Source organism: Sulfitobacter sp. D7 (assembly GCF_003611275.1).
Lineage (GTDB): Bacteria > Pseudomonadota > Alphaproteobacteria > Rhodobacterales > Rhodobacteraceae > Sulfitobacter > Sulfitobacter profundi.
In genome coordinates this window covers 2,523,971-2,548,675 of the sequence record NZ_CP020694.1, presented here as the reverse complement: position 1 = coordinate 2,548,675, position 24,705 = coordinate 2,523,971, and the positions used below count along the sequence as shown (strand labels likewise).

28 protein-coding genes are annotated in these 24,705 nt (G+C 61.4%); 15 read left to right on the top strand and 13 right to left on the bottom strand.

Annotation, left to right across the window (positions count from 1 at the left end; genetic code table 11):
- Positions 1–123 precede the first annotated feature (123 nt).
- Entirely contained in the window at positions 124–1,479 is a 1,356-nt protein-coding gene (locus B5M07_RS12315; protein WP_120351525.1) for an MATE family efflux transporter, read from the top strand.
- A 3-nt stretch (positions 1,480–1,482) separates the two neighbouring features.
- Here B5M07_RS12315 and B5M07_RS12310 read toward each other — a convergent pair whose 3' ends face one another.
- Both B5M07_RS12310 and B5M07_RS12305 read right to left on the bottom strand, forming a co-directional pair.
- Positions 1,483–1,884, bottom strand: coding sequence for a hypothetical protein (locus B5M07_RS12310; RefSeq protein ID WP_120351524.1), 402 nt, complete (start codon positions 1,882–1,884; stop codon positions 1,483–1,485).
- A 9-nt stretch (positions 1,885–1,893) separates the two neighbouring features.
- On the bottom strand, positions 1,894–3,096 hold the full coding sequence (locus B5M07_RS12305) for a pyridoxal phosphate-dependent aminotransferase (RefSeq protein ID WP_120352254.1): 1,203 nt from the start codon (positions 3,094–3,096) through the stop codon (positions 1,894–1,896).
- An 85-nt stretch (positions 3,097–3,181) separates the two neighbouring features.
- Between B5M07_RS12305 and B5M07_RS12300 the strand changes: the two genes are divergently transcribed.
- From B5M07_RS12300 to B5M07_RS12290, 3 genes are all read left to right on the top strand, one after another.
- On the top strand, positions 3,182–3,583 hold the full coding sequence (locus B5M07_RS12300; RefSeq protein WP_120351523.1) for a helix-turn-helix domain-containing protein: 402 nt from the start codon (positions 3,182–3,184) through the stop codon (positions 3,581–3,583).
- Positions 3,576–3,842, top strand: a complete 267-nt coding sequence (locus B5M07_RS12295) for a succinate dehydrogenase assembly factor 2 (protein ID WP_120351522.1) — start codon at positions 3,576–3,578, stop codon at positions 3,840–3,842. Before B5M07_RS12300 ends, B5M07_RS12295 begins: the two co-directional genes overlap by 8 nt.
- Positions 3,843–3,926: 84 nt before the next feature.
- A complete protein-coding gene (locus B5M07_RS12290; RefSeq protein ID WP_067942516.1) occupies positions 3,927–4,427 on the top strand; it encodes a MarR family winged helix-turn-helix transcriptional regulator in 501 nt (166 codons plus the stop codon).
- Here the strand turns inward: B5M07_RS12290 and B5M07_RS12285 are convergent.
- Positions 4,421–5,167: a DUF1194 domain-containing protein gene (locus B5M07_RS12285; RefSeq protein ID WP_120351521.1), complete on the bottom strand. Its 747-nt coding sequence runs from the start codon at positions 5,165–5,167 to the stop codon at positions 4,421–4,423. The two genes, B5M07_RS12290 and B5M07_RS12285, sit on opposite strands and share 7 nt — an antisense overlap.
- A gap of 151 nt (positions 5,168–5,318) precedes the next feature.
- On the bottom strand, positions 5,319–5,753 hold the full coding sequence (locus B5M07_RS12280; RefSeq protein ID WP_067942520.1) for a VOC family protein: 435 nt from the start codon (positions 5,751–5,753) through the stop codon (positions 5,319–5,321).
- A gap of 259 nt (positions 5,754–6,012) precedes the next feature.
- Here B5M07_RS12280 and B5M07_RS12275 point away from each other — a divergent pair, with 259 nt between their 5' ends.
- The 4 genes from B5M07_RS12275 (at position 6,013) to B5M07_RS12260 (ending at position 8,941) form a co-directional block, all read left to right on the top strand.
- Entirely contained in the window at positions 6,013–6,846 is an 834-nt protein-coding gene (locus B5M07_RS12275; protein ID WP_120351520.1) for a thymidylate synthase, read from the top strand.
- Positions 6,846–7,325 carry a dihydrofolate reductase gene (locus B5M07_RS12270; RefSeq protein ID WP_120351519.1) on the top strand — a complete coding sequence of 160 codons (480 nt, stop codon included), beginning with the start codon at positions 6,846–6,848 and terminating at the stop codon, positions 7,323–7,325. Before B5M07_RS12275 ends, B5M07_RS12270 begins: the two co-directional genes overlap by 1 nt.
- A gap of 42 nt (positions 7,326–7,367) precedes the next feature.
- Positions 7,368–8,552 (top strand): cytochrome P450, encoded by a 1,185-nt coding sequence (locus B5M07_RS12265; protein ID WP_120351518.1) that lies wholly within the window; start codon positions 7,368–7,370, stop codon positions 8,550–8,552.
- 83 nt (positions 8,553–8,635) lie between these two features.
- Positions 8,636–8,941 carry a hypothetical protein gene (locus B5M07_RS12260; protein WP_162931862.1) on the top strand — a complete coding sequence of 102 codons (306 nt, stop codon included), beginning with the start codon at positions 8,636–8,638 and terminating at the stop codon, positions 8,939–8,941.
- A 54-nt stretch (positions 8,942–8,995) separates the two neighbouring features.
- Here the strand turns inward: B5M07_RS12260 and B5M07_RS12255 are convergent, their stop codons facing one another.
- On the bottom strand, positions 8,996–9,202 hold the full coding sequence (locus tag B5M07_RS12255; RefSeq protein WP_067262111.1) for a cold-shock protein: 207 nt from the start codon (positions 9,200–9,202) through the stop codon (positions 8,996–8,998).
- Positions 9,203–9,370: 168 nt separating this feature from the next.
- On the opposite strand from B5M07_RS12255, the gene B5M07_RS12250 reads away from it, so the two are divergent.
- Positions 9,371–9,691, top strand: coding sequence for an ArsC/Spx/MgsR family protein (locus tag B5M07_RS12250; protein WP_120352252.1), 321 nt, complete (start codon positions 9,371–9,373; stop codon positions 9,689–9,691).
- Here the strand turns inward: B5M07_RS12250 and B5M07_RS12245 are convergent.
- The 5 genes from B5M07_RS12245 to thrS form a co-directional block, all read right to left on the bottom strand.
- Positions 9,688–10,221, bottom strand: coding sequence for a DoxX family protein (locus tag B5M07_RS12245; RefSeq protein ID WP_120351517.1), 534 nt, complete (start codon positions 10,219–10,221; stop codon positions 9,688–9,690). The genes B5M07_RS12250 and B5M07_RS12245 overlap by 4 nt on opposite strands.
- Positions 10,218–10,976 carry an HvfC/BufC N-terminal domain-containing protein gene (locus B5M07_RS12240; RefSeq protein WP_120351516.1) on the bottom strand — a complete coding sequence of 253 codons (759 nt, stop codon included), beginning with the start codon at positions 10,974–10,976 and terminating at the stop codon, positions 10,218–10,220. The genes B5M07_RS12245 and B5M07_RS12240 overlap by 4 nt, the downstream gene beginning before the upstream one ends.
- Positions 10,973–11,818 (bottom strand): MNIO family bufferin maturase, encoded by an 846-nt coding sequence (gene bufB / locus B5M07_RS12235; protein ID WP_120351515.1) that lies wholly within the window; start codon positions 11,816–11,818, stop codon positions 10,973–10,975. The genes B5M07_RS12240 and bufB overlap by 4 nt, the downstream gene beginning before the upstream one ends.
- Before the next feature lie 63 nt (positions 11,819–11,881).
- The gene (locus B5M07_RS12230; RefSeq protein WP_067622878.1) at positions 11,882–12,184 is read right to left on the bottom strand and encodes a BufA1 family periplasmic bufferin-type metallophore; all 303 of its coding nucleotides are present in this window, start codon (positions 12,182–12,184) and stop codon (positions 11,882–11,884) included.
- A gap of 224 nt (positions 12,185–12,408) precedes the next feature.
- Positions 12,409–14,355: a threonine--tRNA ligase gene (gene thrS / locus B5M07_RS12225; RefSeq protein ID WP_120351514.1), complete on the bottom strand. Its 1,947-nt coding sequence runs from the start codon at positions 14,353–14,355 to the stop codon at positions 12,409–12,411.
- 173 nt (positions 14,356–14,528) lie between these two features.
- Between thrS and B5M07_RS12220 the strand changes: the two genes are divergently transcribed.
- From B5M07_RS12220 to B5M07_RS12210, 3 genes are all read left to right on the top strand, one after another.
- The gene (locus B5M07_RS12220; protein WP_120351513.1) at positions 14,529–15,815 is read left to right on the top strand and encodes an MFS transporter; all 1,287 of its coding nucleotides are present in this window, start codon (positions 14,529–14,531) and stop codon (positions 15,813–15,815) included.
- 51 nt (positions 15,816–15,866) lie between these two features.
- Positions 15,867–16,619 (top strand): alpha/beta hydrolase, encoded by a 753-nt coding sequence (locus B5M07_RS12215; RefSeq protein WP_120351512.1) that lies wholly within the window; start codon positions 15,867–15,869, stop codon positions 16,617–16,619.
- Positions 16,620–16,761: 142 nt separating this feature from the next.
- On the top strand, positions 16,762–17,472 hold the full coding sequence (locus B5M07_RS12210; protein ID WP_067622867.1) for an alpha/beta fold hydrolase: 711 nt from the start codon (positions 16,762–16,764) through the stop codon (positions 17,470–17,472).
- A gap of 9 nt (positions 17,473–17,481) precedes the next feature.
- Here the strand turns inward: B5M07_RS12210 and phaZ are convergent, their stop codons facing one another.
- Positions 17,482–18,813: a polyhydroxyalkanoate depolymerase gene (gene phaZ / locus B5M07_RS12205; protein WP_120351511.1), complete on the bottom strand. Its 1,332-nt coding sequence runs from the start codon at positions 18,811–18,813 to the stop codon at positions 17,482–17,484.
- Between the two features lie 50 nt (positions 18,814–18,863).
- Between phaZ and B5M07_RS12200 the strand changes: the two genes are divergently transcribed.
- The 3 genes from B5M07_RS12200 to phaR all read left to right on the top strand — a co-directional run bounded on the left by B5M07_RS12200 (position 18,864) and on the right by phaR (position 21,957).
- Positions 18,864–20,669 (top strand): PHA/PHB synthase family protein, encoded by a 1,806-nt coding sequence (locus tag B5M07_RS12200; RefSeq protein WP_120351510.1) that lies wholly within the window; start codon positions 18,864–18,866, stop codon positions 20,667–20,669.
- Positions 20,670–20,821: 152 nt separating this feature from the next.
- A complete protein-coding gene (locus B5M07_RS12195) occupies positions 20,822–21,265 on the top strand; it encodes a phasin family protein (protein WP_067622858.1) in 444 nt (147 codons plus the stop codon).
- Between the two features lie 143 nt (positions 21,266–21,408).
- The gene (gene phaR / locus B5M07_RS12190) at positions 21,409–21,957 is read left to right on the top strand and encodes a polyhydroxyalkanoate synthesis repressor PhaR (protein WP_067622929.1); all 549 of its coding nucleotides are present in this window, start codon (positions 21,409–21,411) and stop codon (positions 21,955–21,957) included.
- A gap of 46 nt (positions 21,958–22,003) precedes the next feature.
- On the opposite strand, the gene B5M07_RS12185 is transcribed toward phaR, so the two are convergent.
- Together B5M07_RS12185 and B5M07_RS12180 are read right to left on the bottom strand one after the other, a co-directional pair.
- Positions 22,004–23,182 carry a DegT/DnrJ/EryC1/StrS family aminotransferase gene (locus B5M07_RS12185; RefSeq protein ID WP_120351509.1) on the bottom strand — a complete coding sequence of 393 codons (1,179 nt, stop codon included), beginning with the start codon at positions 23,180–23,182 and terminating at the stop codon, positions 22,004–22,006.
- A gap of 215 nt (positions 23,183–23,397) precedes the next feature.
- The gene (locus tag B5M07_RS12180; protein WP_120351508.1) at positions 23,398–24,702 is read right to left on the bottom strand and encodes an NAD(P)/FAD-dependent oxidoreductase; all 1,305 of its coding nucleotides are present in this window, start codon (positions 24,700–24,702) and stop codon (positions 23,398–23,400) included.
- Between the last annotated feature and the right edge of the window lie 3 nt (positions 24,703–24,705).

Genomic DNA, 24,705 nt, shown 5'->3' with positions numbered 1-24,705 from the left:
GCCGCTCAGGGCCGCAGACGCAAGGAATTCATGGCAAAATCAGGGCAACAAAGCCCCGCAACCCTATGACAGAGCGCAAAAACCGGACTTTCCCTTTGCAGCGGCCCGGCGTAAGGCTGGCCCATGACCAAAGTAATGACCAACCGCAATCACGTCCGGGCGATCCTGACGCTTGGCCTGCCGCTGATCGGCGGACATCTGGCACAGATGGCCATCGGGGTGACCGATACGGTCATGCTGGGCTGGTATTCGGTCGAGGCGCTGGCGGCGGTTGTTCTGGGCAGTACCTATTTCTTCGTGCTGTTCATCTTTGGCTCGGGCTTTGCCATGGCGGTGATGCCGCTGGTGGCCGCCTATGACGCCGAGGGTGACGAGATTGGCCTGCGCCGCGCCACGCGCATGGGGCTGTGGCTGTCGGTGGGTTTTGCGATGATCGCGCTGCCCGCGATGATATGGTCGCCTGCGGTGCTGGACCTGCTGGGACAGGGGCCCAACCTTGCCGATACGGCGGGTGATTACCTCAAAGTCGCAGGCTGGGGCATCGTGCCTGCGCTGCTGGTGATGGTGCTGAAATCCTACCTTGCTGCCTTGGAGCGGACTCAGGTCGTGCTATGGATCACCCTGCTGGCTGCCGTGATCAATGCGATGGCGAACTACGCGCTGATCTTTGGTAACTGGGGCGCGCCGGAGCTTGGTGTGATGGGCGCTGCCGTGGCCTCGGTCACGACGCAATGCGTTTCGCTTATCGGGGTGGTGATCTATGTGCTGATCGCCCTGCCGCAACACAGTCTGTTCGTGCGGCTCTGGCGGGTCGATACCCAGATGCTGGTGCGGGTCTTTACGTTGGGGCTACCGATTGGCCTGACCACGCTGAGCGAAGTTGGCCTGTTTGCGGCCTCTTCGTTGATGATGGGCTGGCTGGGGACGATCCCGCTGGCGGCGCATGGGATTGCGATCCAGCTCGCCTCTCTGACCTTCATGGTGCATCTGGGGCTGAGCAACGTCGCCACGATCCGTGCGGGCAATGCCTATGGCCGCCGCGACGTGCCGCATATGAAGCGCGGCGCGGTGATTGTCACGGTCCTGTCGCTGGTCTTTGCCCTGATCACCATGGTCGGTTTTGTGGGCTGGCCCGAGCCGTTGATCTCGGTTTTCATGCAAGAGGACGAGCCTGCGCGGGTCGAAATCCTTGCCATTGGCACCGGCCTTTTGGTCATGGCCGCGCTGTTTCAACTGGTCGACGGGGCGCAGGTGGTGGCGCTTGGCCTGCTGCGCGGGGTGCAGGATACCAAGATCCCGATGGTGATGGCCGCGATCAGCTATTGGGTGGTCGGCATGCCCTGCTCCTATTTCCTTGGCTTTACGCTGGGGTTTGGGGCCATGGGGATTTGGGCCGGTCTGGTGGCCGGGCTGGGCGTCGCGGGGCTGCTGCTCAACGCGCGGTTCTGGGGCGTCACGGTTAAGTCACTGGTCGGGTAACCCTCAGCCCCGATCCATCCGATCCGCCTTTTTGCGCACCAGCGTGCTGCGCAGGTCGTGCATTGCCAACAACAAGTCATCCGTCACCGCATCAAGCTCGGCGTCCGTGGCGCGCGATTGCACCCATTGCGTGGTGAGGTTCAGATGATCCACCGCGCGGCGGATGTCGTCAATCTCCCGCGCGGCAAGGGTTTCGCGGCGCGCCTTTGTCCAGCGGGCGATCTCGGACTTATCGGCTTCGGTCAGATGGTGCTGCCCATGGGGCTTTACCTCACCGTTGCGGATGTTGACGACGGCGATCTGCTCCATCTCGATCCGGCGCTGGCGGTTTGCGGCATCCAGCCGAAACACCGCCGCGCCATTCTCGCGGACCCTGAAGTAATAGTCGGGAAGATCGCCTGCCATGGTTCGCCTTTACGTCAGCCCGGCACAGAAGGTTTGGATGCGGGTGCATGCCTCTTTCAACGCCTCGTCAGAAGTAGCGTAGCTGACGCGGAAATTCGGCGAAAGACCGAAGGCCGCGCCAAAGACGACCGCCACGCCGGTTTCCTCAAGCAGCGCGGTGGCAAAGGTCTCATCATCCGAGATCTTGGTGCCCGCCGCCGAGGTCTTACCGATCAGCCCCGCGATGGAAGGGTAGACGTAGAACGCCCCCTCGGGCGTCGGGCAGGTGATGCCCTCAATGGCCGAGAGCATCTCGACCACCAGATTGCGGCGGCGCACGAACATCTCGTTGTTCTCAGCGATGTAATCCTGTGTGCCGTTCAGTGCCTCAACCGCAGCCCACTGGCTGACCGAGCAGGGGTTCGACGTGCTTTGGGACTGGATTTTGCGCATTGCGCCGATCAGCTTTTCCGGGCCTGCGGCATAGCCGATGCGCCAGCCGGTCATGGCATAGGCTTTGGACACGCCGTTGACCGTCAGCGTGCGGTCGTAAAGCGCGGGTTCCACCTCAGCCGGGGTGCAGAACGCGAAACCGTCATAGGCGAGGTGCTCGTACATATCGTCGGTCATCACCCAGACATGCGGGTGGCGCATCAGCACATCGGTCAGCGCCTTCAACTCGTCGCGGCTATAGCCCGCCCCGGTAGGGTTCGAGGGCGAGTTGAAGATGAACCATTTGGTTTTGGGCGTGATCGCCTCTTCCAGCGCTTCCGGCGTCAGCTTGAAGTTATTCTCAAGCGTGGCGGGCGCGATCACCGGGGTGCCGCCTGCGAGCAGCACCATATCGGGATAGCTGACCCAATAGGGCGCGGGGATCACGACTTCTTCGCCGGGGTTCATCGTTGCCATCAGCGCGTTATAAAGGATCTGTTTGCCGCCCGTCCCGACGCTGACCTGCGCGGGGGTATAGTCCAGCCCGTTGTCGCGCTTGAACTTGGCGCAGATCGCCTGTTTCAACTCAGGGATGCCATCCACGGGGGTGTATTTCGTCTTGCCTGCGTTGATCGCGGCGACGGCGGCGTCCTTGATATTCTGCGGCGTGTCAAAGTCCGGCTCGCCCGCGCCAAGTGCGATAATATCGCGCCCCGCGGCCTTGAGTTCTGCCGCCTTGGTGGTGACGGCGATTGTGGGCGACGGTTTGACCCGATCAAGGGTCGCGGACAGCAGTTCCATTTCAGCCTCGGGTTGCTTATGAATATCCCCACGTTCATAGGGGGCGGCCCCGCACCCGGCAAGGGTGTCTGGCAGGAGATAAAGCATGACCGACGAGATTGACTGGTACGGCCCCGAGGCCGCCACCTTTGGCGACCGGGTCGCGGCGGCCCGCGAACAGACCGGCATGACACAGGCGATGCTGGCCAAACGGCTGGGCGTGCGTCTGTCCACCCTGCGCGGCTGGGAAGACGATCTGTCTGAGCCGCGCGCCAACCGGCTTTCGATGCTGGCGGGGCTTTTGAATGTCTCGATGATGTGGTTGATCAATGGCGAAGGCGAGGGGGTCGATGCCCCCGAAGCGGGCGAAACCGCGCGCCGCGTCGATCTGGAAGAAGTGTTGGCCGACATGCGCGCCCTGCGCACCGACCTGCTGAAAAAGGCCGAGACTGTCGGCAAAATGGAAAAGCGCATTCGGCGCCTTATGACGGAGCCCGCAGATGCCTGAGGTCCATGAACACCGGTTGAAACGCCTGCAAATGCGCTCCATGCGCCGGGGCATCAAAGAGATGGACCTGATCCTATCGGCCTATGCCGAGGCGCGGCTGCCGCAGATGGATGACGCGGGGCTCACGCTCTATGACCAGATGCTCAATGAGAATGACCACGACCTTTATCTTTGGGTCAGCGGACAGGCCGACGCCCCCGCCGAATATGCGGCATTGGTCACAGATATCCGCGGGCAATTGGCCGAGGCGCGCGGCTGATTCAAAAAACCCGAAAGGGTTTAACGAATTATTCTGATTTTTCAGCGAGTTTCCGGTTCGAACAAGGTGAACCGGAGATTTCGCATGAGCATTCAAGACCCCGCTGCGCAGCCGATGGCCATAAAGGGTTTTATGGCAGGCTATCTTGAGTCCCTGTCCTTGGTCGAGCGGTTGCACCGCTTGCTGCTGGACGTGATCAAGGACGAATTCGAACGTGTCGGCGTGTTAGAGATCAACGCCGTGCAGGCGCTGCTTTTGTTCAATATCGGCGATAACGAGGTGACCGCGGGCGAGCTGAAAAGCCGCGGCTACTATCAGGGCAGCAACGTCAGCTACAACCTCAAGAAGCTGGTCGAAATGGGCTATATGCACCACCAGCGCTGCGAGATTGACCGCCGGTCCGTCCGCGTTCGGCTGACCGAAAAGGGGCGTTATATCCGCGATGTGGTGGCCGAGCTTTTCTCGCGCCATGCCGATGGGATGGAAAACAAGGGCGTGCTGGGCGATGCAGGGATCGAAGATATCACCCGCTCTCTCAAACGGATGGAGCGGTATTGGACGGATCAGATCCGCTATATCTACTGATCACGGGCAGGGGGGGTGAGGTGGGAGTAGACCCTCCCCTCCACTTCCCGCAAGAGCTTCTGGGTCATGGCGCGGGCGTAGTCCTCAAACCCCTCAGCGGTCTCAACGAATGCGCCGGGGCCGAGCATGACTTCGGCCCGGTAGTATGACGCCAGCGCGCCGATCTCGGCCTGCCGACTGTCGCCAAGCGCCGGGTCTTCCGCGCCGATCACCAAACCGTTGATGGTCAGCTCCTGTGGCTCGAGGGGCTGGGCTTGCAACCTGTCGCGTATATCCCGGGGCCGCGGCCCGAAGTTCGAGATGCCGTCGCCCGAGATATCCAGCGTGTGTTTCTGGCAGGCGGCGCGCGTCGCCAACTGGCCCGCGCCAAACTGCATCGCATCCCCCAATGCCGTGCCGGGAGAAGCCTCACGCCGCTCGGTGCTGCGCAAAAGTGCGATGGCCCCATCAAGCGCCGCCGCGTCGCTCAACGGGGTCCAAGGCAAGATCACCGTCTGATCACTGGATCCGCTCCATTCATAGATCATCAGGTCGACGCCATGCTCCGGCAGCGCCAGCAGGGCGTCCCGCACACGCGGATCGTTCAGCGCGTCGGCCAAACCACCGATCTGTAACCGAAACTCTCGCGCATCGACCGAGCCAGAGACATCCAGCCCCAAGGCAAGCGCCTGCCGACAAGCGGCCTCGGCCGATTGGATGGCATTGATCGTGAGAAAAAGGGCGAGGGCCGCGCGGATCATCCCAGCGATCCGCTCAGCCGCGGCGGCCCCTCCTTGGGGGCGACCGAAGAGGGCACATCACGCACCGGACGCCGCGCGAGACGACAAAGGGCCGCCCGCGCTGCGCCTATGGGCGCGAGCATCAGCGCCAGCAGGACATTGATGCAGAGCCTTACCAATGACCGGTGTTTTCCATGCTGGCCCAAGGTTCCTGCGCGGGCAGGGCGTCACCCTCTTGTAGCAATTCGACCGAGATATTGTCCGGCGAGCGGACAAAGGCCATCCGCCCGTCCCGCGGCGGGCGGTTGATGGTCACGCCGTTGTCTTGCAGGTGCTGGCAGGTCTCATAGATATTCTCGACCGTATAGGCGAGGTGACCAAAATGGCGGCTGTCACTGGGCAGCGCGTCATCGCCGTCCCAGTTATAGGTCAGCTCCACATCCGCATGGCCATCGTCCATGCCCGGCGGGCAGAGGAAAACCAGCGTGAACCGGCCCCCATCGTTGTCGATCCGGCGCCGTTCCACAAGGCCCAGAAGTTTGTAAAATGCGATAGAGGCGTCCAGATCCTTCACGCGCACCATTGTATGCAAGTATTTGATGGGCATCGGTTTTCCTTCAGTTGGGCCGCTTGGGGAGGGATGAAACACCCTGTTCGGGCCGAAAATTCGTCGTCAAAAGTCGTCACAAAACGGGAAGCGGCAAAATATGCCCGCCGCGCTTTGATAGAGAGTTTAGGCGCGAAACCACCGGTGTCAAAGGCGGCAACGGCATTGTCAGGCGATTGCCCCCGCAAAGCCCGCCTTGAGGCGCGCGGCGCGGAAGGGTATGCAAAGACAAATGCCACGGATAACGGGAGGGGGCTGCGTGAAACAGTACCATGATGCGCTGCGCGAAGTGCTGGAGCAGGGGGTGACCTCGACCGACCGCACGGGAACGGGGACGATCTCTCATTTCGGGATGCAACAGCGCTACCGGATGGCCGATGGCTTCCCGCTGGTGACGACGAAGAAGCTGCATCTGAAATCCATCCTGCATGAGCTTTTGTGGTTCCTCTCGGGCGACACGAACATCGGCTACCTCAAGGAAAATGGCGTCCGCATCTGGGACGAATGGGCCGATGAGAACGGTGACCTCGGCCCGGTTTATGGCCATCAATGGCGGCGTTTTCCGATGGTGGGTGAGCCGATGCCGCAGCCCGATGGGACGGTGCTGCATCAGGCCGGTCAAGTCGATCAAATCGCCAAGCTGGTCGAGGCGATCCGCAAGACCCCCGACAGCCGCCGGCTGATCGTTTCGGCGTGGAACCCCGGCGAGGTAGATCAGATGGCGCTGCCGCCCTGCCATACGCTATGGCAGGTACGCATCGCGGGCGGCAAGCTGCATTTGCAGCTTTATCAGCGCTCGGCGGATATGTTCCTTGGCGTGCCGTTCAACATCGCCTCCTACGCGCTGCTGCTGGAAATGTTGGCCCATGTCACTGGCTACGCACCGGGCGATTTCGTGCATTCGATGGGCGACGCGCATATCTATTCCAACCATCTGGAACAGGTGCAGACCCAACTTGCGCGCACCCCCAAGCCGCTGCCAAAGCTGCGGATCAACCGCGAGGTGAGCTCGATCTTTGATTTCCGCTATGAGGATTTCACCTTCGAAGGCTATGACCCCGACCCAGCTATCAAAGCGCCGGTGGCCGTCTGATGCTGAGCCTGATCGTCGCCCGCGCCCGCAATGGTGCCATTGGCAAAGACGGGGATATCCCTTGGTCGCTGCCCGAAGACCTGAAATTCTTTCGGCGCGAAACCACCGGCGGTGCCATCATCATGGGGCGCCGCACATGGGAAAGCCTGCCGTTCAAGCCTTTGAAGAACCGTCTGAATTGCGTGGTCTCCAGTACTGATATTGAGGGCGTCCATGCGGCGCGCGACCCGCAGACGGCCTTGGGCCATTGCGCGGCTGAGGGGTATCGCCGGGTCTACGGCATCGGTGGCGAAGGCATCTACCGCGCGCTTTTGCCCTTGGCGGATCGGCTCTTGGTGACCGAAGTCGACGTGGAAATCGACGCGGCAGACGCATTTTTCCCCGAGTTTGACCCCGAAGAATGGATTGAGCTTGGCAATCTTTGCCTGCGCGCGACGGGCCCCCGCGCCATCGCACGTGAATGGCTGCGCCGCCGCTGACAGCCATTGACATAGGCCGCGCGCCGCGCATCACTGCGGCCTATGTTTGATCTGTCCGCACCGCCTGAGGGGTTTGTCGAAAACCCATTCCCCCATTACGACCGCCTGCTGCGCGAGACCCCGGTGCTGCGCCAGCCCGATGGCTCTGTGCTGATCTGCCGCCACGCGGACCTGAACGCGATTTACCGCGACACCACGCTTTATATCTCGGACAAAAAGCTGGCCTTCGCGCCGAAATTCGGCCCTGGCAGCCCTCTGTTTGAGCATCACACCACAAGCCTCGTGTTCAATGACCCACCGTTGCACACCCGCGTGCGGCGGATCATGACATCGGCCCTGACGCCCAAGGCGCTGGCACGGATGGAGCCGGGGCTGATCGACACGGTTGACCGTCTGCTGGAAGGGCTGGGCCCCACGCCGGACCTGATTGAGGACTATGCCAGTTGCATTCCGGTGCAGATCATCGGCAACCTGCTGGACGTGCCGATGGAAGAACGCGGCCCCCTTCGGGACTGGTCGCTGGCAATTCTCGGCGCGCTGGAGCCTACCTTGAGCGAAGCGGAGTTGGAGGCGGGCCATACTGCGGTGCGCGCGTTCAAAGCCTATCTGCAAGACCTCATCGCCCGGCGCCGGGCTGATCCGGGGGATCCTGAAACCGACGTGCTGACGCGGCTCATTGCCGGAGATGACGGCGGCCAGTTGACCGAGATCGAGTTGATTCAAAACTGCATTTTTATTCTCAACGCTGGCCATGAGACGACCACCAACCTGATCGGCAGTGCCCTCGCGCTGCTCCATGACCACCCGGATCAAAAGGCGCGATTGCTGGCGGAACCCGCGTTGATCGGCCCCTGTATCGAAGAGGTGCTGCGCTTCCGCTCGCCCAACCAGTTCGGCAACCGCGAGACCACGGCCCCCGTCACGATCGGCGGGGTGGAGATTGCCGCAGGGACCAACCTGCATCTTTGCATCGGAGCGGCCAACCGCGACCCGGAAGTCTTTGAGGATCCGACGAAATTCGATATCGGGCGCAAACCCAATCGGCATCTGGCCTTTGCCGGCGGTCCGCATGTCTGCGTAGGGCTGACCTTGGCACGGATGGAGGGGAAAATCGCCCTCCAACGCTTTCTGAACCGTTACCCGGACTATGAAATCAGCGCGGCGCGTCAGGGCGGCGGGCGCATCCGTTTTCACGGCTATGCGACGCTTCCGGCGCGGTTGAGTTAAAGGCGCACTGCCATAAAAGACTGGACTTGATGAAAGCGCCCCGGCAATCTTCGTTCATATTGTATATAATTGCGAGGATTATCATGCGTCTAACGACAGCTATTGCAGCGGCGATAGGGCTGCTTTCTGCGGGCTTGGCCGGTCAGGTCTCGGCCGAGCCAAAGCTCTATGCCTATCCTAGCAGCGCGAATTATTGCCCGGCTGGATTGCAGCCGGTGACGCTTGGCGGCGCGATTGGCTGCGGGACACCGAACCAGCCCATGACCTATGCAGAGGTCAAAGCGCATCCGGTTGTCCACCGCCATCGCCACCCGCACCGCGCAGTGACACTGCGCCGTTCAGCCCGCGTGCCTTGCCCCGCCGGGGCAAAGGGCTGTTCGTATCAGTGAGCTCTCAAGCAACGCCCGGCGCGGGACGCCGGGTGTTCTTTTGCGATGTCGTGGCTAGAGCAGGGCGAGATCGGTGGCCATCTGCCGACCGTCGCGGCCTTCGGTCAGCTCGTAGCTGACCTTTTGATCATCCGCCAAGCCGGTCAGGCCAGAGCGTTCGACCGCTGAAATATGAACAAATACATCGTTACCGCCGCTCTCGGGGGCGATGAACCCGTAGCCTTTGGTGGTGTTAAACCATTTCACGGTGCCAGTTGGCATAATCTCCGCGCCTCCTTTGTCTTTGCGTCTCTGCGTCGAGCAGAATGGCGAAAGCGATTGAATTGCGACCCGCCATAATAGAAAGATCGCGCGGACTTGGAAAAAATCAAGCGATCAGGTGCGAAACCTGCAATTGGGGGCGCGATCGCGTGGCTGAGGGAGACGGATGTGCTAATTTATGGGCTGAAAAACTGTGACAGCTGTCGCAAGGCGAAAAAGGCGCTGCCAGAGGCGCAGTTGGTCGATGTTCGGGAGGCGGGCGTGCCAAGGGCGGTTTTGACGCAGGCCCATGAGCAATTTGGTGCGGCCTTGCTCAACACCCGCTCCACCACCTGGCGGGGGCTGGATGAAGAGACGCGCAAGCAGGCCCCGCTCGCCCTGATAGAAGCTCATCCAGCGCTAATGAAACGCCCTCTGATCGCGGTGGGTGACAAGCTATTTCTCGGCTGGAACAAAGAGATAGAAGCCGACGTTCATGCGATGCTTTAACTTCGGCCTGCAATTAGCCGGTCCAGTGACAATGGGCCGGCACCTTTGATGACGAGTACCAAAAGCAAGAACACCCAGAGCGCCCGCTGGTCAAGGATATGGGCATCGGGAAAGCGGTCGAACCACGCGCCAAGCGCGCTGCCATGGCCGTAAAGATCGGTGAGGGATTGCACCACGACAAAGCCCACCATCGCCAGTGCCGCCAGTCGGGTCAGCAGGCCAATAACGATGAGCAGCGGCAAGATAAATTCCGCCACCGTTCCGGCGACGACGACGAGCCAATGGAACACCCCAAGCGCGTCACTGTCATAGCCCACGGCCTCAAACACGCGGGGGAAGATTTGCGCATAGGCTCCGGTGGATGGGGTAAAGATGCCCAAGGGGCCGGGCCCGAGTTTGGTCAGCCCGGCATTCAGGAAATAGACCAGCAACACTGCGGCAAAGAGGAACCGGGCGAGGGTCGGAAGCAGCCAGTCGGCCCGCTCCAGACGGTCGGCGGCGTTGCGGTATAGGGTGAGAAGCTGGGTCATTTACTGCCCTCCAAGGAAATTGCGCTGAAGACACCGTGGCTCAGGGCGAGGGTCAAGGCGGCGGCGAGGTCAAACGCGGGCTGGGCGCCCGCCGTGGCGTCATGGGCCGCCCCGAAGGGCAAGCCGTCGGCAAGGTGGGATAGCCATAGCGCCGCACCGGGCGGCAGCAGATCCGGCGCGGGATCAAAGGCGGGGCGGGTGACTATCACATCCTGCGCTGCGCTGCGGGGCTTGGGCGCATCCTCGGTGAAACTATAGCGCCAGATGTCGAAAAGCGGCCAGTCTGACCGCAAGAGGCGGGTTGCGGGCGCGATGGTGAACCTTGCCCCCATCAATGCATCGGGGCCAAGCGTTTCGAAGACCTTCGGATCAAGCGGAGCCGCGTCAGCTGCGTGGTAAGAGGCACGCAGCGCGATGTCGAGCCGTGCCGCATCGGCGAGGTAGCCAATCTTGGCCAAAGGGGCGAAAGCCGCGATAAAGGCGGGGAAATCCGTGCCGTAATGCATCATCATCGGAGATGTCGGCGGATGCGCCCGGACGTAGAGGGGGGCCAGTTCGGCAAAGTTGCGGGCGCCGATCAGCTTGCGCACAAGGGGAAAGGCCACTTCGAGCGCGGCGATCAGGGAATGCGTGACGTTGTTGCGATAGACGCCATAGCGCGCGCCCGCCGGTTGCCCCCGGCCATCGCGCAGCCCATCGGGTGCAGACCGTGACGGATCAAGCAGGGCCGCGCGAAAGCTGTGTTGGTCGGTCACACCAGCACCTCAGCGGCGCGGGTGGCTTCGGCCCGTAGGACGGACCAGTCGGGCACGTCATTGTCCCACTCGACCAGCACCGGCTTTGGCCCGGTTTGGGCCAGCGTGTAGCTTAACAGGTCCCAAACAGGATCGACGACCGGTTTGCCATGGCTGTCGATCAAAAGCGGCGCGCCGTGATCGTCGGTGTCGTCATCATGGCCGCCCACATGAACCTCGCCCACATGGTCTGTCGGGAAGGCGTCGATGTAACCCTGTGGCGACAGCCCGAGATTGGTGGCCGAAATGAAGACATTGTTGACATCCAGCAAGAGACCGCAAGAGGTGCGCGCTATAATCTCTGCCAAAAAGTCCGTTTCAGACAAGTCGGATTCCGCGAATGCAAGGTAGCTGGAGGGGTTTTCCAGCAGCATTTGCCGACCCAAGACATCTTGGACTTGGTTGATATGTGACGCCACACGGGTCAGCGTTTCCTCGGTGTAGGGCAGCGGAAGGAGATCGTTGAGATACTCCATCCCATGGGTCGACCACGCCAAATGTTCGGAGAAGGACGCGGGCTGCGTTCGGTCACAGAGGGTTTTGAGCCGTGCCAGATGGGCCGCGTCCAGCGGCCCTTCGCCACCGATCGACAGGCCGACACCATGGACCGACAGGGCGAAACGGTCTTGCAAGGCGCGTAGTTGCGCATGGGGGCGGCCACCGTCGCCCATGTAGTTTTCGGCATGCACCTCGATCCAGCGGACCGGGCCAGGATCGGCCATCAAGCCATCGAAATGTCGAGATTTAAATCCGACGCCGGGGGCATTGGGCAGTGTTGTGACAGGGGGGGTATCGTCGCGCATAACGGCCTCCGGCATGTTGCGGGGCGGGGTTCCGGGCGGGGATGCCGCCCGGAACGCTATAGATTAAGCGGGCAGGTCGCGGTCGAGCGCTTCCAAAGAGCCGGTCCGCTCGGTCCCGTCTGCCATCTCGGGCAGGTCGATCTCGGCGCAGGTGCCTTCGTCAACGAGGGTCCATGCGTTGCCTTGGTAATCGGTCACAGAGGTGCCCGCGCAGGTGGTGCCGGGGCCCGCTGCGCAGTCGTTCTCACCGGCCAGCGAAACGCCAAAGCATTTCTCTTGCGAAGCGGCGGTAGCGGTGGTGGCGTGGCTGCTCAGCGCGGCGGCGACGGCCCCTGCGATGGCGGCGGTTTTGAGTGTGGTGGACATTGTCGTTTCCTTCCTGATGGTTTGAACAGGTTTACTAGAGCAGCCTGCTTCCTCACAAGCCAGTCACGAGGGAGTGCGTCACGGTCCCGTCAGAAATCACGCGGAAAACTAGCGAAAATTGTAACCTTCCCGCGCAGGAAGGGAATGATTGTTACAAAAACGCTCCGGCGGGCAGGGGGCAAGCTGCCCGCAAGACCGCCGGAGCGCAGATTTGTTACAAGCCGTTAGCGCAGGTCAGGCGGGGTCGCGTCCTGCGCCAGTTCGGCGGTGAGTGCATCCAGCGGCTGCACCGAAGTCTGCTTTTGCCCCAGACGGCGCACGGAAACGGTACGCTCTTCAACCTCACGCGCCCCGACGGCGAGGATCACCGGCACTTTGCCGACCGAATGCTCACGGACTTTGTAGTTGATCTTCTCATTACGCATGTCGGCTTCCGCACGCACACCAGCGGCTTTCAGGGTCTCGACGACCTCGGCCACATAGTCATCCGCTTCAGATGTGATGGAGGCCACGACCACCTGACGCGGGGCCAGCCAGAAGGGCAGCTTGCCAGCGTGCTCTTCGATCAGAATGCCGATGAAACGCTCGAAGCTGCCCAAGGTGGCGCGGTGCAGCATCACAGGGCGGTGCTTGTTGCCGTCCTGCCCGATGTAGCTGGCCTCCAGCCGCTCGGGCAGGTTGGCATCGACCTGTAGGGTGCCGCATTGCCAGTTGCGCCCGATGGCGTCGGTCAGAGTGAACTCCAGCTTCGGCCCGTAGAATGCGCCTTCGCCCTCCAGCACCTCAAAGTCATAGCCGGCAGCCTTGCAGGCATCGCCAAGCGCCTGCTCCATGTTGTCCCATGTCTCATCGGAACCAATCCGCTTTTCGGGGCGGGTGGAGAGCTTGATGGTCCAGTTCTCAAACCCGAGGTCGGCATAGACCTTCGACAGAAAGGCGATGAACTTGGCGGTTTCCGAGGTGATCTGATCCTCGGCGCAGAAGATATGCCCATCGTCTTGGGTAAAGCCGCGCACCCGCATGATGCCATGCAGCGCCCCCGAAGGCTCATAGCGCGCGCAAGATCCGAACTCGGCCATCCTGAGCGGCAGGTCGCGATAGGATTTCAAGCCTTGGTTGAAGACCTGCACGTGGCAGGGGCAGTTCATCGGCTTGAGCGCGTTCACCGCCTTTTCGCGGGCATGTTCCTCGTCGACCTCAACGATGAACATGTTCTCTTGGTATTTGTCCCAGTGGCCGGATTTCTCCCACAGTTTGCGGTCGACGACCTGCGGGGTGTTCACCTCAACATAGCCGTCGCGGTCCTGCATGCGGCGCATGTAGTCCTGCAAGGTGGTGTAGATGCGCCAGCCGTTGGGGTGCCAGAAGACTTGGCCCGGTGCCTCTTCCTGCATGTGGAACAGGCCCATCTCTTTGCCAAGCTTGCGGTGGTCGCGCTTGGCGGCTTCTTCGAGCATGTTGAGATGCGCGCGCAGCTTTTCCTTGCCGGTGAAGGCCACGCCGTAGATGCGTTGCAGCATCGCGCGGTCACTGTCGCCGCGCCAATAGGCACCGGCGATGGACATCAGCTTGAAGGCATCGCCCGGCACTTGGCCGGTGTGTTGCAGGTGCGGGCCACGGCAGAGGTCTTGCCAATCGCCGTGCCAATACATCCGCAAAGGCTCATCGCCGGGGATCGCGTTGATCAGCTCGACTTTATAGGGCTCGTTCAAGTCCTCGTAATGTTTGATCGCGCGGGCGCGGTCCCAAACCTCGGTCCGGACGGGATCGCGTTTGTTAATGATCTCTTTCATCTTCTTTTCGATTGCGCCGAGGTCTTCTGGAGTGAAGGGCTCTTTGCGGTCAAAGTCGTAGTACCAGCCGTCTTTGATCACCGGGCCGATGGTGACCTTGGTGTCGGGCCAGATTTCCTGCACGGCGCGGGCCATGATGTGCGCGAGGTCGTGGCGGACCAGTTCATTTGCCTGCGCTTCGTCGGCCATGGTGTGGATCGCGATGTCGGCATCTGCTTCAATCGGCCAAGCCAGATCGAAATGCGCGCCATTGACGGTGGCGCTGATGGCCTTTTTGCCCAAGGATTTTGAGATGTCGGCAGCCACTTCGCCAGCGGTGATACCGGCGTCATATTGGCGGCTATTGCCATCGGGAAGGGTGAGGGAGATTTGGGCCATCTTGGGCGCTCCTCGTCGGTTTGGCGCCTACGAGACGCCCGGTTGCGGGTTATGTGTTGCGCCTATGTGGCGGGACGGGGGCGTTTTGTCAATGCGAGCGGGACCTTGGGCAGGCAAGTTGCGGCCCTGCGGCGGCGCGCTATGTCAGGCGGGCAACAACGAGGATGGGTCACATGCAAGACGACACGGCGCAGCGCGCTTTCGAGACGATTTCGGGGGCGGATGACCCGGCACCGGGGTTGGACGACAAGGCGCAGCGGGCCGAGGCACGCAATGGGCTGCGCCATATCCTGTCGTTGTCGATGACCAAAGTGGCCGATGGGCTGATTGATCCCAAGCTGGTGTTGGCGTGGCTGCTGAGTGCCCTCGGCGCGCCTGCGGTCTTTGCGGGGGCCTTAGTGCCGATCCGCGAGGCCGGATCGCTTTTGCCGCAGATCGCGCTGGCGGGCGTGGTGCAGCGCATGGCGCGGCGCAAATGGGCTTGGGTGTGGGGCTCGGTCGGGCAGGGCATGGCGGCGGCGCTGATCGCCCTCGCCGCGCTGAGCCTTGAGGGGGCCACGGCGGGCTATGCCATCTGCGCGGCCCTCGCGCTGTTGGCCGTTTGCCGCGCCGCCTGTTCGGTGTCGTTCAAGGAAATTCTGGGCAAGACCGTGGGCAAAACCCGGCGTGGATCGGTGACCGGTTTGGCGGGGTCCGTGTCCTCGGTCGGGGTGGTGATCTTTGCCGGGCTCTTGATGTCGGGCCTGTTTCAAAGCCGCGGTGTCGTCGTGGTGGCGATTGCGCTGGCGGCGGGGCTTTGGGTCGCGGCGGCGCTGCTCTTCTCAACGATCAAAGAAACGCCGAGCGAGACCGAAAAGGCCGATGGCGTGGATTTCAAACTGCTGCGCGGCAATCGCGACCTGTGGCTGTTCATTCTGGTGCGCGGCCTGTTGGTATCGACCGCCCTTGCGCCGCCCTATCTGGTGGTGCTGGCCGGATCGTCGGAGGGCGGGCAGTTGGGGCAGTTGGGCGCCTTGGTGCTGGCCTCGGCATTGGCGTCCTTGGTCAGTTCCTATGTCTGGGGGCGGCTGTCAGATATGTCGAGCCGCCGGGTGCTGATGCTGACAGGCATCGTCGGCGCACTGGCGATGGCGTTGGCGGTGGGGCTGTGGTTCCTTGGCATGGCGCAGGCGGTCTGGGCGATGCCCGGCGTGCTGTTTATCCTGATGATCGCCTATCACGGCGTACGGCAGGGGCGCTCGACCTATCTGGTCGACATGGCCCCGAAAGACCACCGCGCCGCCTATGCCGCCGTGAGCAATACGGTGATCGGGTTGCTTTTGCTGCTGGCCGGGGTGCTGGGCGGTAGTGCTGCGCTGATCGGGGCGCAGGCGACGCTGATGCTCTTTGCCGTGATGGCGGTCGCCGCCGCGGTTCTGGCCCATTGGTTGCCCGAGGTTGAGCATCTTTCCGAGGACTGACTTGCCCTCATCCGCGGCGATGCCCATGATTGGGCCAAAGACGGAGGCAGCATGTCAGACAGCAAATTCATCGACTCCCCAGAGGGGCGGCGCATCGCCTATCACAAGACCGAAGGGGCGGGGCCCTGCGTGGTTTTCCTCGGCGGGCTGAAGTCCGACATGATGGGGACCAAGGCGGTCTATCTCGAAGACTGGGCGCGGGCCGAGGGGCGGGCGTTTCTGCGGTTCGACTACTCCGGTCACGGGGAATCCTCGGGCAGCTTCACCGAAGGCTGCATCGGCGATTGGCACGAAGATACGCTGGCCGCAGTCGCAGCACTGACCGAGGGACCGCTGATCGTCGTAGGGTCGTCTATGGGCGGCTGGCAGGCGCTGCTTTTGGCCCGGCACCTGCCAGAGCGCATTGCCGGGCTGGTCGGCATCGCCGCCGCACCTGATTTTACCGAAGACGGTTATTGGGCGAATTTCACCGAGGCGCAGAAACAGACGCTGGCAGAGGTCGGGCAGGTCGAACTGCCGTCGGACTATATGGAGCCCTATGTCATCACCCGCCGCATGATCGAGGATGGGCGCAAGCGGCTGGTGCTGCGGGAGGCGCTCGACTTGCCGTTCTCCGTGCGCTTGCTGCAGGGCACAGCCGATACGGCCGTCAGCACGGCCACGGCGGAGCGGCTACTGGAGCACGCGCAGAGCCCTGATATGCAACTGACGCTGGTCAAAGACGCCGATCACCGCTTCTCAGATGCGCGCTGTCTGGCGATGATCGTCGCGGCGATCAACGAGGTTTCCGGCAAAGAGGGCTGACCCAAGGCGCGGGCATGGAACCGCCGATAAGGTCGCGCCCCCGATGCCACCCCAAACCACCCATGCTAAGAGACCGCCAAACCCAAGGGGGACGGCATGAAACCACGTCATTTCAACCGCATACCGCAGCGGATCCTGCGCAATGGCTGAGCCGCTTGTTCTGCTGCCCGGCATGATGTGCGATGCCCGTGTCTTTACGCCACAGGTCCGAGCACTTTCCCCGCGCAGCACGGTGGTGCTGGCTCCGATCACCCAAGGGGAACGGATCGAAGAGATCGCCTCGGGCCTTTTGGATCAACTGCCACCGCGTTTCGCGTTGGTGGGGCAGGGCATGGGCGGTGTGGTGGCGCTGGAGCTTTTGCGTCGCGCCCCCGACCGGATCAGCCGCATTGCCTTGCTGGCGACGCAGGTGCTGGCCGAACTGCCCGCCATCGCCGCGGACCGGGAGCCGCAGATCATCATGGCGCAATCCGGCAAGCTGGGGGAGGCGATGCAGGCGCGGATGGCCTCGGGCTTTCTCGCCCCCGGCAAGGGACGGGGCGAGGTGCTGACCCGCGCGATGGAAATGGCCGAGACACTGGGCGGCGATACCTTTGTGCGCCAGTCCCGTGCCCTGCAACGGCGGCGGGACCAGCAAGCGGTGCTGCGCAAATGCAAGGTGCCGGCACTGGTGCTTTGTGGGGAGCATGACATGCTCTGCCCCGTCAAACGCCACGCCTTCATGGCCGAGATGATCCCCTACGCCAAGCTGACGGTGCTGGAGGATGCAGGCCATTGGCCCAGCCTAGAGGCACCAGAGGCCACAACCGCCGCGCTGCGCGACTGGCTGCATCAACCTCTGGTGCTGCAATAGGGCGGCGGCTCAGGCCGCTGCCGGTTTGTCGGTCTTCTTGGGCGCAGATTTCTGAGACACGGGTTTCTGAGACTCGGATTTCTGAGGCTCGGGCGTTTTCGGCTCGGGCTGGCCATTGTTGGCATCGATAAAGTCCAGCACCAAGGGCCGAATATTGTTGCGCCAGCTTTTGCCTGCAAAAATCCCGTAGTGGCCCGCCCCATCTTCAAGATGGCTGGCCTTTTTGGAATCAGGCAGACCGGTCAGCAGATCAAGCGCCGCGATGCATTGGCCGGGAGCAGAGATGTCATCCTTGCTGCCCTCAACCGTTTTAACCGCCACCGTGGTAATCTTGCCGATATCGACCTGACGGCCCGCCACGGTAAAGACGTTCCGCGCGATCTCACGTTCCTTAAACACGCGCTGCACGGTCGAGAGATAGAACTCTGCCGGCATGTCCATCACGGCGAGGTATTCGTCGTAGAACTTGTTGTGCTTGTCGTGCTCATGCGCCGCTTTTTGCGCTACGCGGGTGATCTGATTGGTAAAGGCATCGCGGTGGGTGTCGTTGTTCATCGAAATGAACGACGCCAGTTGCAACAGACCGGGATAGACCTTGCGGCCCACGCCCGCGTATTTAAAGCCGACCCGCTGGATCATCATCTGCTCAAGCTGGCCCATGGTCACGCTATGGCCAAAGTCAGTCACATCCGTCGGCGTGGCATCAGGATCGATCGGCCCGCCGATCAGCGTCAGTGTGCGCGGCTGCGCTTCGGGCGCTTCTTCGGCCAGATAGGCGGTGGCCGCCAAGGTCAGCGGGGCGGGCTGACAGACCGCGATCACATGGGTGTCGGGGCCAAGGTGGTGCATGAAATCAACGAGGTAGAGCGTATAATCCTCGATGTCGAATTTGCCTGCGCTAACTGGAATATCACGCGCATTGTGCCAGTCTGTCACATAGACGTCGCAATCAGGCAGCAGGGAGATCACGGTGGACCGAAGGAGCGTGGCATAATGACCGGACATTGGCGCAACCAGCAGAACCTTGCGGCCCGTCTCTTTGCGGCCTTGGACCGAGAATTTCAGCAGATCGCCAAAGGGGCGTTCCATCACCGGCTCGATGCTGACCAGACAATCTTGGCCCGTGGGGCCGACCACTGGGGGAATGTCCCAGTCGGGTTTCACGACCATGCGGGCGAAACTACGCTCCGTCACTTCGCCCCATGCCGCCAACCATTCCATCGCAGGGTTTGGAAACAGAGAAAAAGCCGGGTAGGATGCCATAGCAAGCGCCGAAGCGCCGAGCCATTGATTGGTATTCCGGATGGACTCCATCATGTCGTAGGTGGCCATATAGCGCATGTGGGGGCTCCTTTATGCTGCACCTGCAAAGATAGGAGGTAAGGGTTAAGATGACAACAGAATCCGAAAATCCCGAGATCACTGAGCCTCAAGCCCTGTCTCGAATGGCGCAAAACCTGAAAAAGGTTGAAGAATTAAGTAAGCGCCTGACCCGCGTGATGTCGCAGCGCGAGGGCCATCAGCCCGCGTTGGACGGGCCGAACCAACAACTTTTCGCGAAAGCAGCACAGTCTTACTGGGCCGAGGCGATGACAAATCCGGCCCGTTTGATGGAGCATCAGATGGGCTATTGGACCAAATCGGTCGCCCATTTCGTCGAGGCGCAGCAGGCGCTGGCCAAGGGCGGGCTGGCCCCGGTCGAGGGGGAGGCGCCCACCGACAAACGTTTTGCCAATCCGCTGTGGCAAACCCATCCCTATTTCAACTTCATCAAACAGCAGTATCTGATCAACGCCGAAGCGCTGCGCCAAGCGGTCGAAGACGCCCAAGACATGGACCCGGCCGAGAAGAAGCGGCTGGTCTATTTCAGCCAGCAGATCATCGCGATGATGTCGCCGACCAATTTCCTTGCCACCAACCCCGATGTTTTGGAGCGCGCGGTAGAGACAGAAGGCGAGAGTCTTGTGAAGGGGCTGGAAAACCTGATCGCTGATTTGGAGGCCAACAACGGCGAGTTGGTCGTCAAACTGGCGGATGACAGCGCCTTTGAGTTGGGCCGTAACATCGCCACCACGCCCGGCAAGGTGGTGTTTCGCAACCGCATGTTCGAGCTGATCCAATACACGCCCAGCACCGAAGAGGTGCACAAGACCCCGTTGCTGATCTTCCCCCCATGGATCAACAAGTTCTACATCCTCGACCTCAAGGCGCAGAACAGCCTTGTCAAATGGCTTGTCGATCAGGGGCACACGCTGTTCGTCGTCTCATGGGTGAACCCCGATGTCAGCTATGCCCAGATCGGCATGGAGGATTACGTCGAAGAAGGCTACCTCGCAGCGATTGAAGAGGTGAAGGCGATCACGGATGAAAAGCGCGTGAATGTCGTCGGCTATTGTATTGCAGGCACCACGCTGGCGCTGACGCTCTCGCTGTTGAAAAAACGCAGCGACACGTCGATCAAATCCGCGACCTTCTTCACCGCGCTCACCGATTTCTCGGATCAGGGCGAATTCCAGCCCTTCCTCACCAATGACTTCATCGACGGGATCGAGGCCGAGACGGCGGACAAGGGCATCCTGCCCTCCGTGGTCATGGCGCGGACATTCTCTTTTCTGCGCTCCAACGATCTGGTCTATGGCCCCGCCGTGCGCAGCTATATGATGGGAGAGACCCCACCGGCCTTTGATCTGCTCTATTGGAACGGGGACGGGGCCAATCTGCCGGGGCAAATGGCGATGCAATATCTGCGCGGCCTGTGCCAGCGGAATGAATTGGCCGAGGGCGGGTATAAACTGCTGGGCGAGCGGCTGACCCTCGACGATATCGAGGTGCCGCTCTGCGCTGTGGCCTGCGAGACCGACCATATCGCGCCGTGGAAAGACTGCTACCGTGGCGTGCAGCAGATGGGTTCAAAGGACAAGACCTTCATCATGGCGCAATCAGGCCATATCGCGGGCATCGTGAACCCGCCCAGCCGCAATAAATACGGCCACTATGTGAACGGTGATCTTAGTCAAGATTACGCAGCCTGGCGCGAGGCCGCAACTTATCACGAGGGGTCATGGTGGCCGCGGTGGGGCAAGTGGCTGGTCAAACGTGCAGGCGCTATGATTCCCGCGCGCTTTCCCGGCGATGATGGCCGCGAGGTTCTCGGCGACGCGCCGGGCGCCTATGTGGCCCGCAAGGCAAATGACTGATTACCTTACGTAATCTTAGCGCGCTAAGCAGCTTATGCTGCAATGCAGAAAAAACCTTGAAATGCTGCACTGCGGCATCTATATTGTGGTCAGACGCGAAACGGACGGGTCTTCCCGCTCCCTTGCCACAGTAGCAGTAAAAGGATTGAGACATGACCAAGACACCTGACATGACCGCGATGTTCAAAGACATTATGGGCGCTTTCCCCGTGGATAACGCCGCCATGCAAGACGCATTCAAAAACACCGCCTCCCTGAACGAGAAACTCTCGGGCGTTGCTTTTGACGCGGCTGAAAAATCGGCTGATATCTCCACCGCCTGGACCAAAGAAACTCTGTCCCGCCTGACCGAGATGACCAAAGTCAAAGCCGAGCCTACAGACTACGCCAAAGCGATGACCGATTTCGCTTCCGCCTCCGCTGAATCCGCGGCCGAGCATATGGCCGCCTTCGCCGAGATCGCGAAAAAGGTGCAGATGGACACTGTTGAGCTGATGATGTCGGCTGGCAAAGAGTTCCAGAGCGACGCGACTGCCGCAGCGACCAAGACAGCCGAGAACGCTCAGGCTGCTGCTAAGAAATCCACCGTGAAGTAAACCGCCCGTCGGTTTTATCTTCTCGGCATGATGCCTAGAAAAAGGGCAGGTCCAATCGGACCTGCCCTTTTGTCATGCGCTCTTTCTATTTGCCGATCCCTGTCCTAAGCTGCGATGCAGCACCACTGGTCGGGAGTAACATCATGGCGGACAAACCGAAGCCCTTGCTGATAAAACGCTATGCCAGCCGCAGGCTCTACAATACCGAGACAAGCGATTACGTCACCTTGGAGGATATCGCCGGTTTCATCCGCGATGGCCGTGAGGTTCAGATCGTCGACCTGAAGTCTGGCGATGACCTGACACGGCAATATCTGTTGCAAATCATCGCCGAACACGAAAGTCGGGGCGAAGCCGTCTTGCCGGTCGATGTGCTGACCGATCTGGTCCGCAGCTATATGTCGGGCAATGTTTCGGTGGTGCCGCAGTTCTTGCAGGCCTCTTTCGACATGCTCCGCGATGGGCAGAGCAAAGTGGTCGAAAACATGAGCGCGATGAACCCGATGGCCAAAATGCCCGGCATGGAAGCGATGCAGGCGCAGCAAGAAGCCTTCATGAAAGCGATGACAGGGGGCTGGGCCAAATCGACCGCGCCGGAACCACCCAAGCAGCAGGCCGAGCAGGGCGACGATCTGGATGCGATCAAAAAGCAGTTGGCCGAATTGCAAGACAAACTGTCAAAGCTGAACTGACCCACCACCGGTGAGGGAGCCCTGCGCTCCCTCCTTTCGGTGCACCCTATGCAGCCTGCGCATCAACCACATCGGCCAGCGCCGCCAAGATCACATCCGCCACAGCGTCGATCTCATCCAGCGTCAACTGAACCGGCAGGCGCACGTCACAGGCCCGCATCAACATGGCGCGGGTACGCGGCAGGTCAGGCAGGTCTTCGATGAATTGCCAGTTCCAAAAAGCCCGGGCGTTATCGCTGCTCTGGCCAAAGACCTGCACCTTCACACCCGTCGCTTCAGCCGCCGCGGCGAAGGCGCGGATCGTGGCATCGGGCAGGCCCACCAGATTGAACTGGATCGAATCCGGCGCGCGGGTCTCTCCGGGCAGGGGGCTTGGCACATCGATCAACGGTGAGGCCGCCAGCCGCGCGGCCATGTGATCATGATTGCGCAGCCCATCCGCCACCCGGCGCGGCAGATGCGACAGTTGCGGGCGGATGATCGCCGCCGACAGGTTCGACATGCGCAGATTGTAAAGCGGCAGTCGGTTCTGCCACGTGGCAAAGCTGTCTTGCAGGGCTGCGTGTTTCTTCCAATTATGCTCATAGGCGCCCGACATGATGATGGCACGGGCCACCAAATCGGCATCATCGGTGATCAGGATGCCCCCTTCGCCGGCGTTGATCATCTTGTAGGACTGAAAAGAGAAACAGCCGATTTTGCCAATCGTGCCAATCTTTCGCCCCTGCCAAAGCGTACCCAGCGAATGGGCGGCGTCTTCGATCACCGGCACATCGGCGGCTTCGCAAAGCGCCATGATCGCATCCATATCCGAAGTGTGCCCGCGCATATGGCTGATGATCACAGCCTGAACACCGGGCAATTTGGCGGCGAAATCCTCAAGATCGACGCGGTAATTCTCGCCCACCTCGCAAAGCACCGGCTTGCAGCCTGCGTGGATCACCGCAGAGGGCACGGCGGCGAAAGTAAACCCGGGGATCAGCACCGACGCCTCTTTCGACAGGTCCAAGGCGAGCAAGGACAGAAACAGCGCGGCAGAGCATGAAGAAACGGCCAGCGCATATTCGCTGCCCATCATCTGTGCAAATTCGACCTCCAGCAAGGAAACGGGCGCGTCCTTTGCCGCAGTGTAGCGAAAAAGATCGCCGCTTTGCAAAAGCGCCGCAATGGCAGCCTCGGCTTCAGCGGGGATATGTTCGGCGCGGTGCATGTCGGGCAAAGCCATATTTCAAAATCCTGAATAATGATTTCCAGAATTGTAAAACAACGCGCCGCTCAGGCCAAGAGAAGACCAGCTCAACCCGCACCCCAGTTCTTCCTTCATTCTTTCTCAAATACCCGCGGGGGAATCGCGCCCCCGGCGCGATGGGGGCAGCGCCCCCGCTTTTCAAAGGCCCGCCCAAAACGAGCCCCCCGCCATTGCCGCTCACGCTGGAGAAGTCAAAGACCCAGCCGATCCCGCGTCGCATACCAAAGCATGGCCAGCACCAGCAGCGGGCTGCGCAGAGAGGCGCCACCCGGAAATGCCTGCGTCGGGATCGCGGCCATCGTGTCGAACCCAGCAGCATCGCCCTCGATCGCCTTGGCCATCAGATAGCCCGCATGGGTCGCGGTGCCGACCCCGTGGCCAGAATAGCCGGAAGCCGATAAGATGTTCGGCGCCAGCCGCGCGACATAGGGCAGGCGCTTCATCGTGATGCCCAAGGTGCCGCCCCAAGCATAGTCGATCTTCACATCCTTCAACTGCGGAAAGACCTGCGACATCGGTTTGCGCACCTTAGCGGCGATGTCCTGCGGGAACCGGTAGCCATAGCTTTCGCCCCCCCCGAAAAGCAGGCGCCCGTCGTGCGACAGCCGGAAGTAATTCACCACGAACCGGCTGTCAGCCACCGCCACGTCGCGGGGCAGCACATCGTTTACGCGGTCGCCCAAGGGTTCGGTCGCGGCAATGAAGTTGTTGATCGGCATGACCCGCGCGGCCACGTCGCCGTTCAACTTGCCCAGATAGCCGTTGCAGGCCAGCACCACATGGTCGGCAGAAACGCTGCCGGTGGCGGTCTGCACCAGTGCCTTGCTGCCTTCGACGATATTCTCGGCGGGGCTTGTCTCATGAATGCGCACCCCCGCGGCGGCGGCGGCGCGGGCAAGGCCGAGCGCATAGTTCAGCGGATGCAGATGCGCCGCACCCATATCCAGCACACCGCCTTTGTAGTCGGGCGAGGGGCAAACCGATTGCAGCGCGGCGTGATCCAGCACCTCGATCTCATCATAGCCGTAGTGCTTTTGCAGATGCTCTGCATACTCGTGCAAGTGCCGCACGTCCGAGGCGGTCGATCCTGTCCATGCCACGCCGGGTTTCAGATGGCAGTCAATCTCATGCTTTTCGATCAACGATTTGACCAGCGCCTTGGCCTCTTGCCCCATCTCCCAAAGCTTGCTGGCGTGCTCTTGACCCAGCATCTTCTCCAGACCGTCCTGTTCAACCCGCTGGCCCGACCCCAACTGCCCGCCGTTGCGGCCCGACGCACCGAAGCCCACGCGCTGCGCGTCCAAAAGCACCACGTCATAGCCCGCCTCGGCCAGATGCAGTGCTGCCGAAAGGCCGGTATAGCCCCCGCCAACCACACATACGTCGGCTTTTGCGTCCCCCTGAAGCGGCGGGTAGGCCGTGTGCTTCGTGGCGGTGGCGGCATACCAGCTGGTGGGGTACTGGCCGGGCGTGTCGTTGGCGTAAAGCAGGTTCATCGG

Excerpts from the sequence above, each read along its gene's own strand:
- B5M07_RS12310 (WP_120351524.1), bottom strand. The coding sequence starts at position 1,884 with ATGGCAGGCGATCTTCCCGACTATTACTTCAGGGTCCGCGAGAATGGC.
- B5M07_RS12300 (WP_120351523.1), top strand. The coding sequence starts at position 3,182 with ATGACCGACGAGATTGACTGGTACGGCCCCGAGGCCGCCACCTTTGGC.
- phaR (WP_067622929.1), top strand. The coding sequence starts at position 21,409 with ATGGCGGACAAACCGAAGCCCTTGCTGATAAAACGCTATGCCAGCCGC.
- B5M07_RS12185 (WP_120351509.1), bottom strand. The coding sequence starts at position 23,182 with ATGGCTTTGCCCGACATGCACCGCGCCGAACATATCCCCGCTGAAGCC.
- thrS (WP_120351514.1), bottom strand. The coding sequence starts at position 14,355 with ATGGCCCAAATCTCCCTCACCCTTCCCGATGGCAATAGCCGCCAATAT.
- B5M07_RS12245 (WP_120351517.1), bottom strand. The coding sequence starts at position 10,221 with ATGACCCAGCTTCTCACCCTATACCGCAACGCCGCCGACCGTCTGGAG.
- B5M07_RS12230 (WP_067622878.1), bottom strand. The coding sequence starts at position 12,184 with ATGTCCACCACACTCAAAACCGCCGCCATCGCAGGGGCCGTCGCCGCC.
- B5M07_RS12270 (WP_120351519.1), top strand. The coding sequence starts at position 6,846 with ATGCTGAGCCTGATCGTCGCCCGCGCCCGCAATGGTGCCATTGGCAAA.
- B5M07_RS12195 (WP_067622858.1), top strand. The coding sequence starts at position 20,822 with ATGACCAAGACACCTGACATGACCGCGATGTTCAAAGACATTATGGGC.
- B5M07_RS12295 (WP_120351522.1), top strand. The coding sequence starts at position 3,576 with ATGCCTGAGGTCCATGAACACCGGTTGAAACGCCTGCAAATGCGCTCC.
- B5M07_RS12305 (WP_120352254.1), bottom strand. The coding sequence starts at position 3,096 with ATGGAACTGCTGTCCGCGACCCTTGATCGGGTCAAACCGTCGCCCACA.
- B5M07_RS12290 (WP_067942516.1), top strand. The coding sequence starts at position 3,927 with ATGAGCATTCAAGACCCCGCTGCGCAGCCGATGGCCATAAAGGGTTTT.
- B5M07_RS12285 (WP_120351521.1), bottom strand. The coding sequence starts at position 5,167 with ATGATCCGCGCGGCCCTCGCCCTTTTTCTCACGATCAATGCCATCCAA.
- B5M07_RS12200 (WP_120351510.1), top strand. The coding sequence starts at position 18,864 with ATGACAACAGAATCCGAAAATCCCGAGATCACTGAGCCTCAAGCCCTG.
- B5M07_RS12265 (WP_120351518.1), top strand. The coding sequence starts at position 7,368 with ATGTTTGATCTGTCCGCACCGCCTGAGGGGTTTGTCGAAAACCCATTC.
- B5M07_RS12215 (WP_120351512.1), top strand. The coding sequence starts at position 15,867 with ATGTCAGACAGCAAATTCATCGACTCCCCAGAGGGGCGGCGCATCGCC.
- B5M07_RS12260 (WP_162931862.1), top strand. The coding sequence starts at position 8,636 with ATGCGTCTAACGACAGCTATTGCAGCGGCGATAGGGCTGCTTTCTGCG.
- B5M07_RS12220 (WP_120351513.1), top strand. The coding sequence starts at position 14,529 with ATGCAAGACGACACGGCGCAGCGCGCTTTCGAGACGATTTCGGGGGCG.
- B5M07_RS12210 (WP_067622867.1), top strand. The coding sequence starts at position 16,762 with ATGGCTGAGCCGCTTGTTCTGCTGCCCGGCATGATGTGCGATGCCCGT.
- bufB (WP_120351515.1), bottom strand. The coding sequence starts at position 11,818 with ATGCGCGACGATACCCCCCCTGTCACAACACTGCCCAATGCCCCCGGC.
- B5M07_RS12180 (WP_120351508.1), bottom strand. The coding sequence starts at position 24,702 with ATGAACCTGCTTTACGCCAACGACACGCCCGGCCAGTACCCCACCAGC.
- B5M07_RS12255 (WP_067262111.1), bottom strand. The coding sequence starts at position 9,202 with ATGCCAACTGGCACCGTGAAATGGTTTAACACCACCAAAGGCTACGGG.
- B5M07_RS12315 (WP_120351525.1), top strand. The coding sequence starts at position 124 with ATGACCAAAGTAATGACCAACCGCAATCACGTCCGGGCGATCCTGACG.
- B5M07_RS12280 (WP_067942520.1), bottom strand. The coding sequence starts at position 5,753 with ATGCCCATCAAATACTTGCATACAATGGTGCGCGTGAAGGATCTGGAC.
- phaZ (WP_120351511.1), bottom strand. The coding sequence starts at position 18,813 with ATGCGCTATATGGCCACCTACGACATGATGGAGTCCATCCGGAATACC.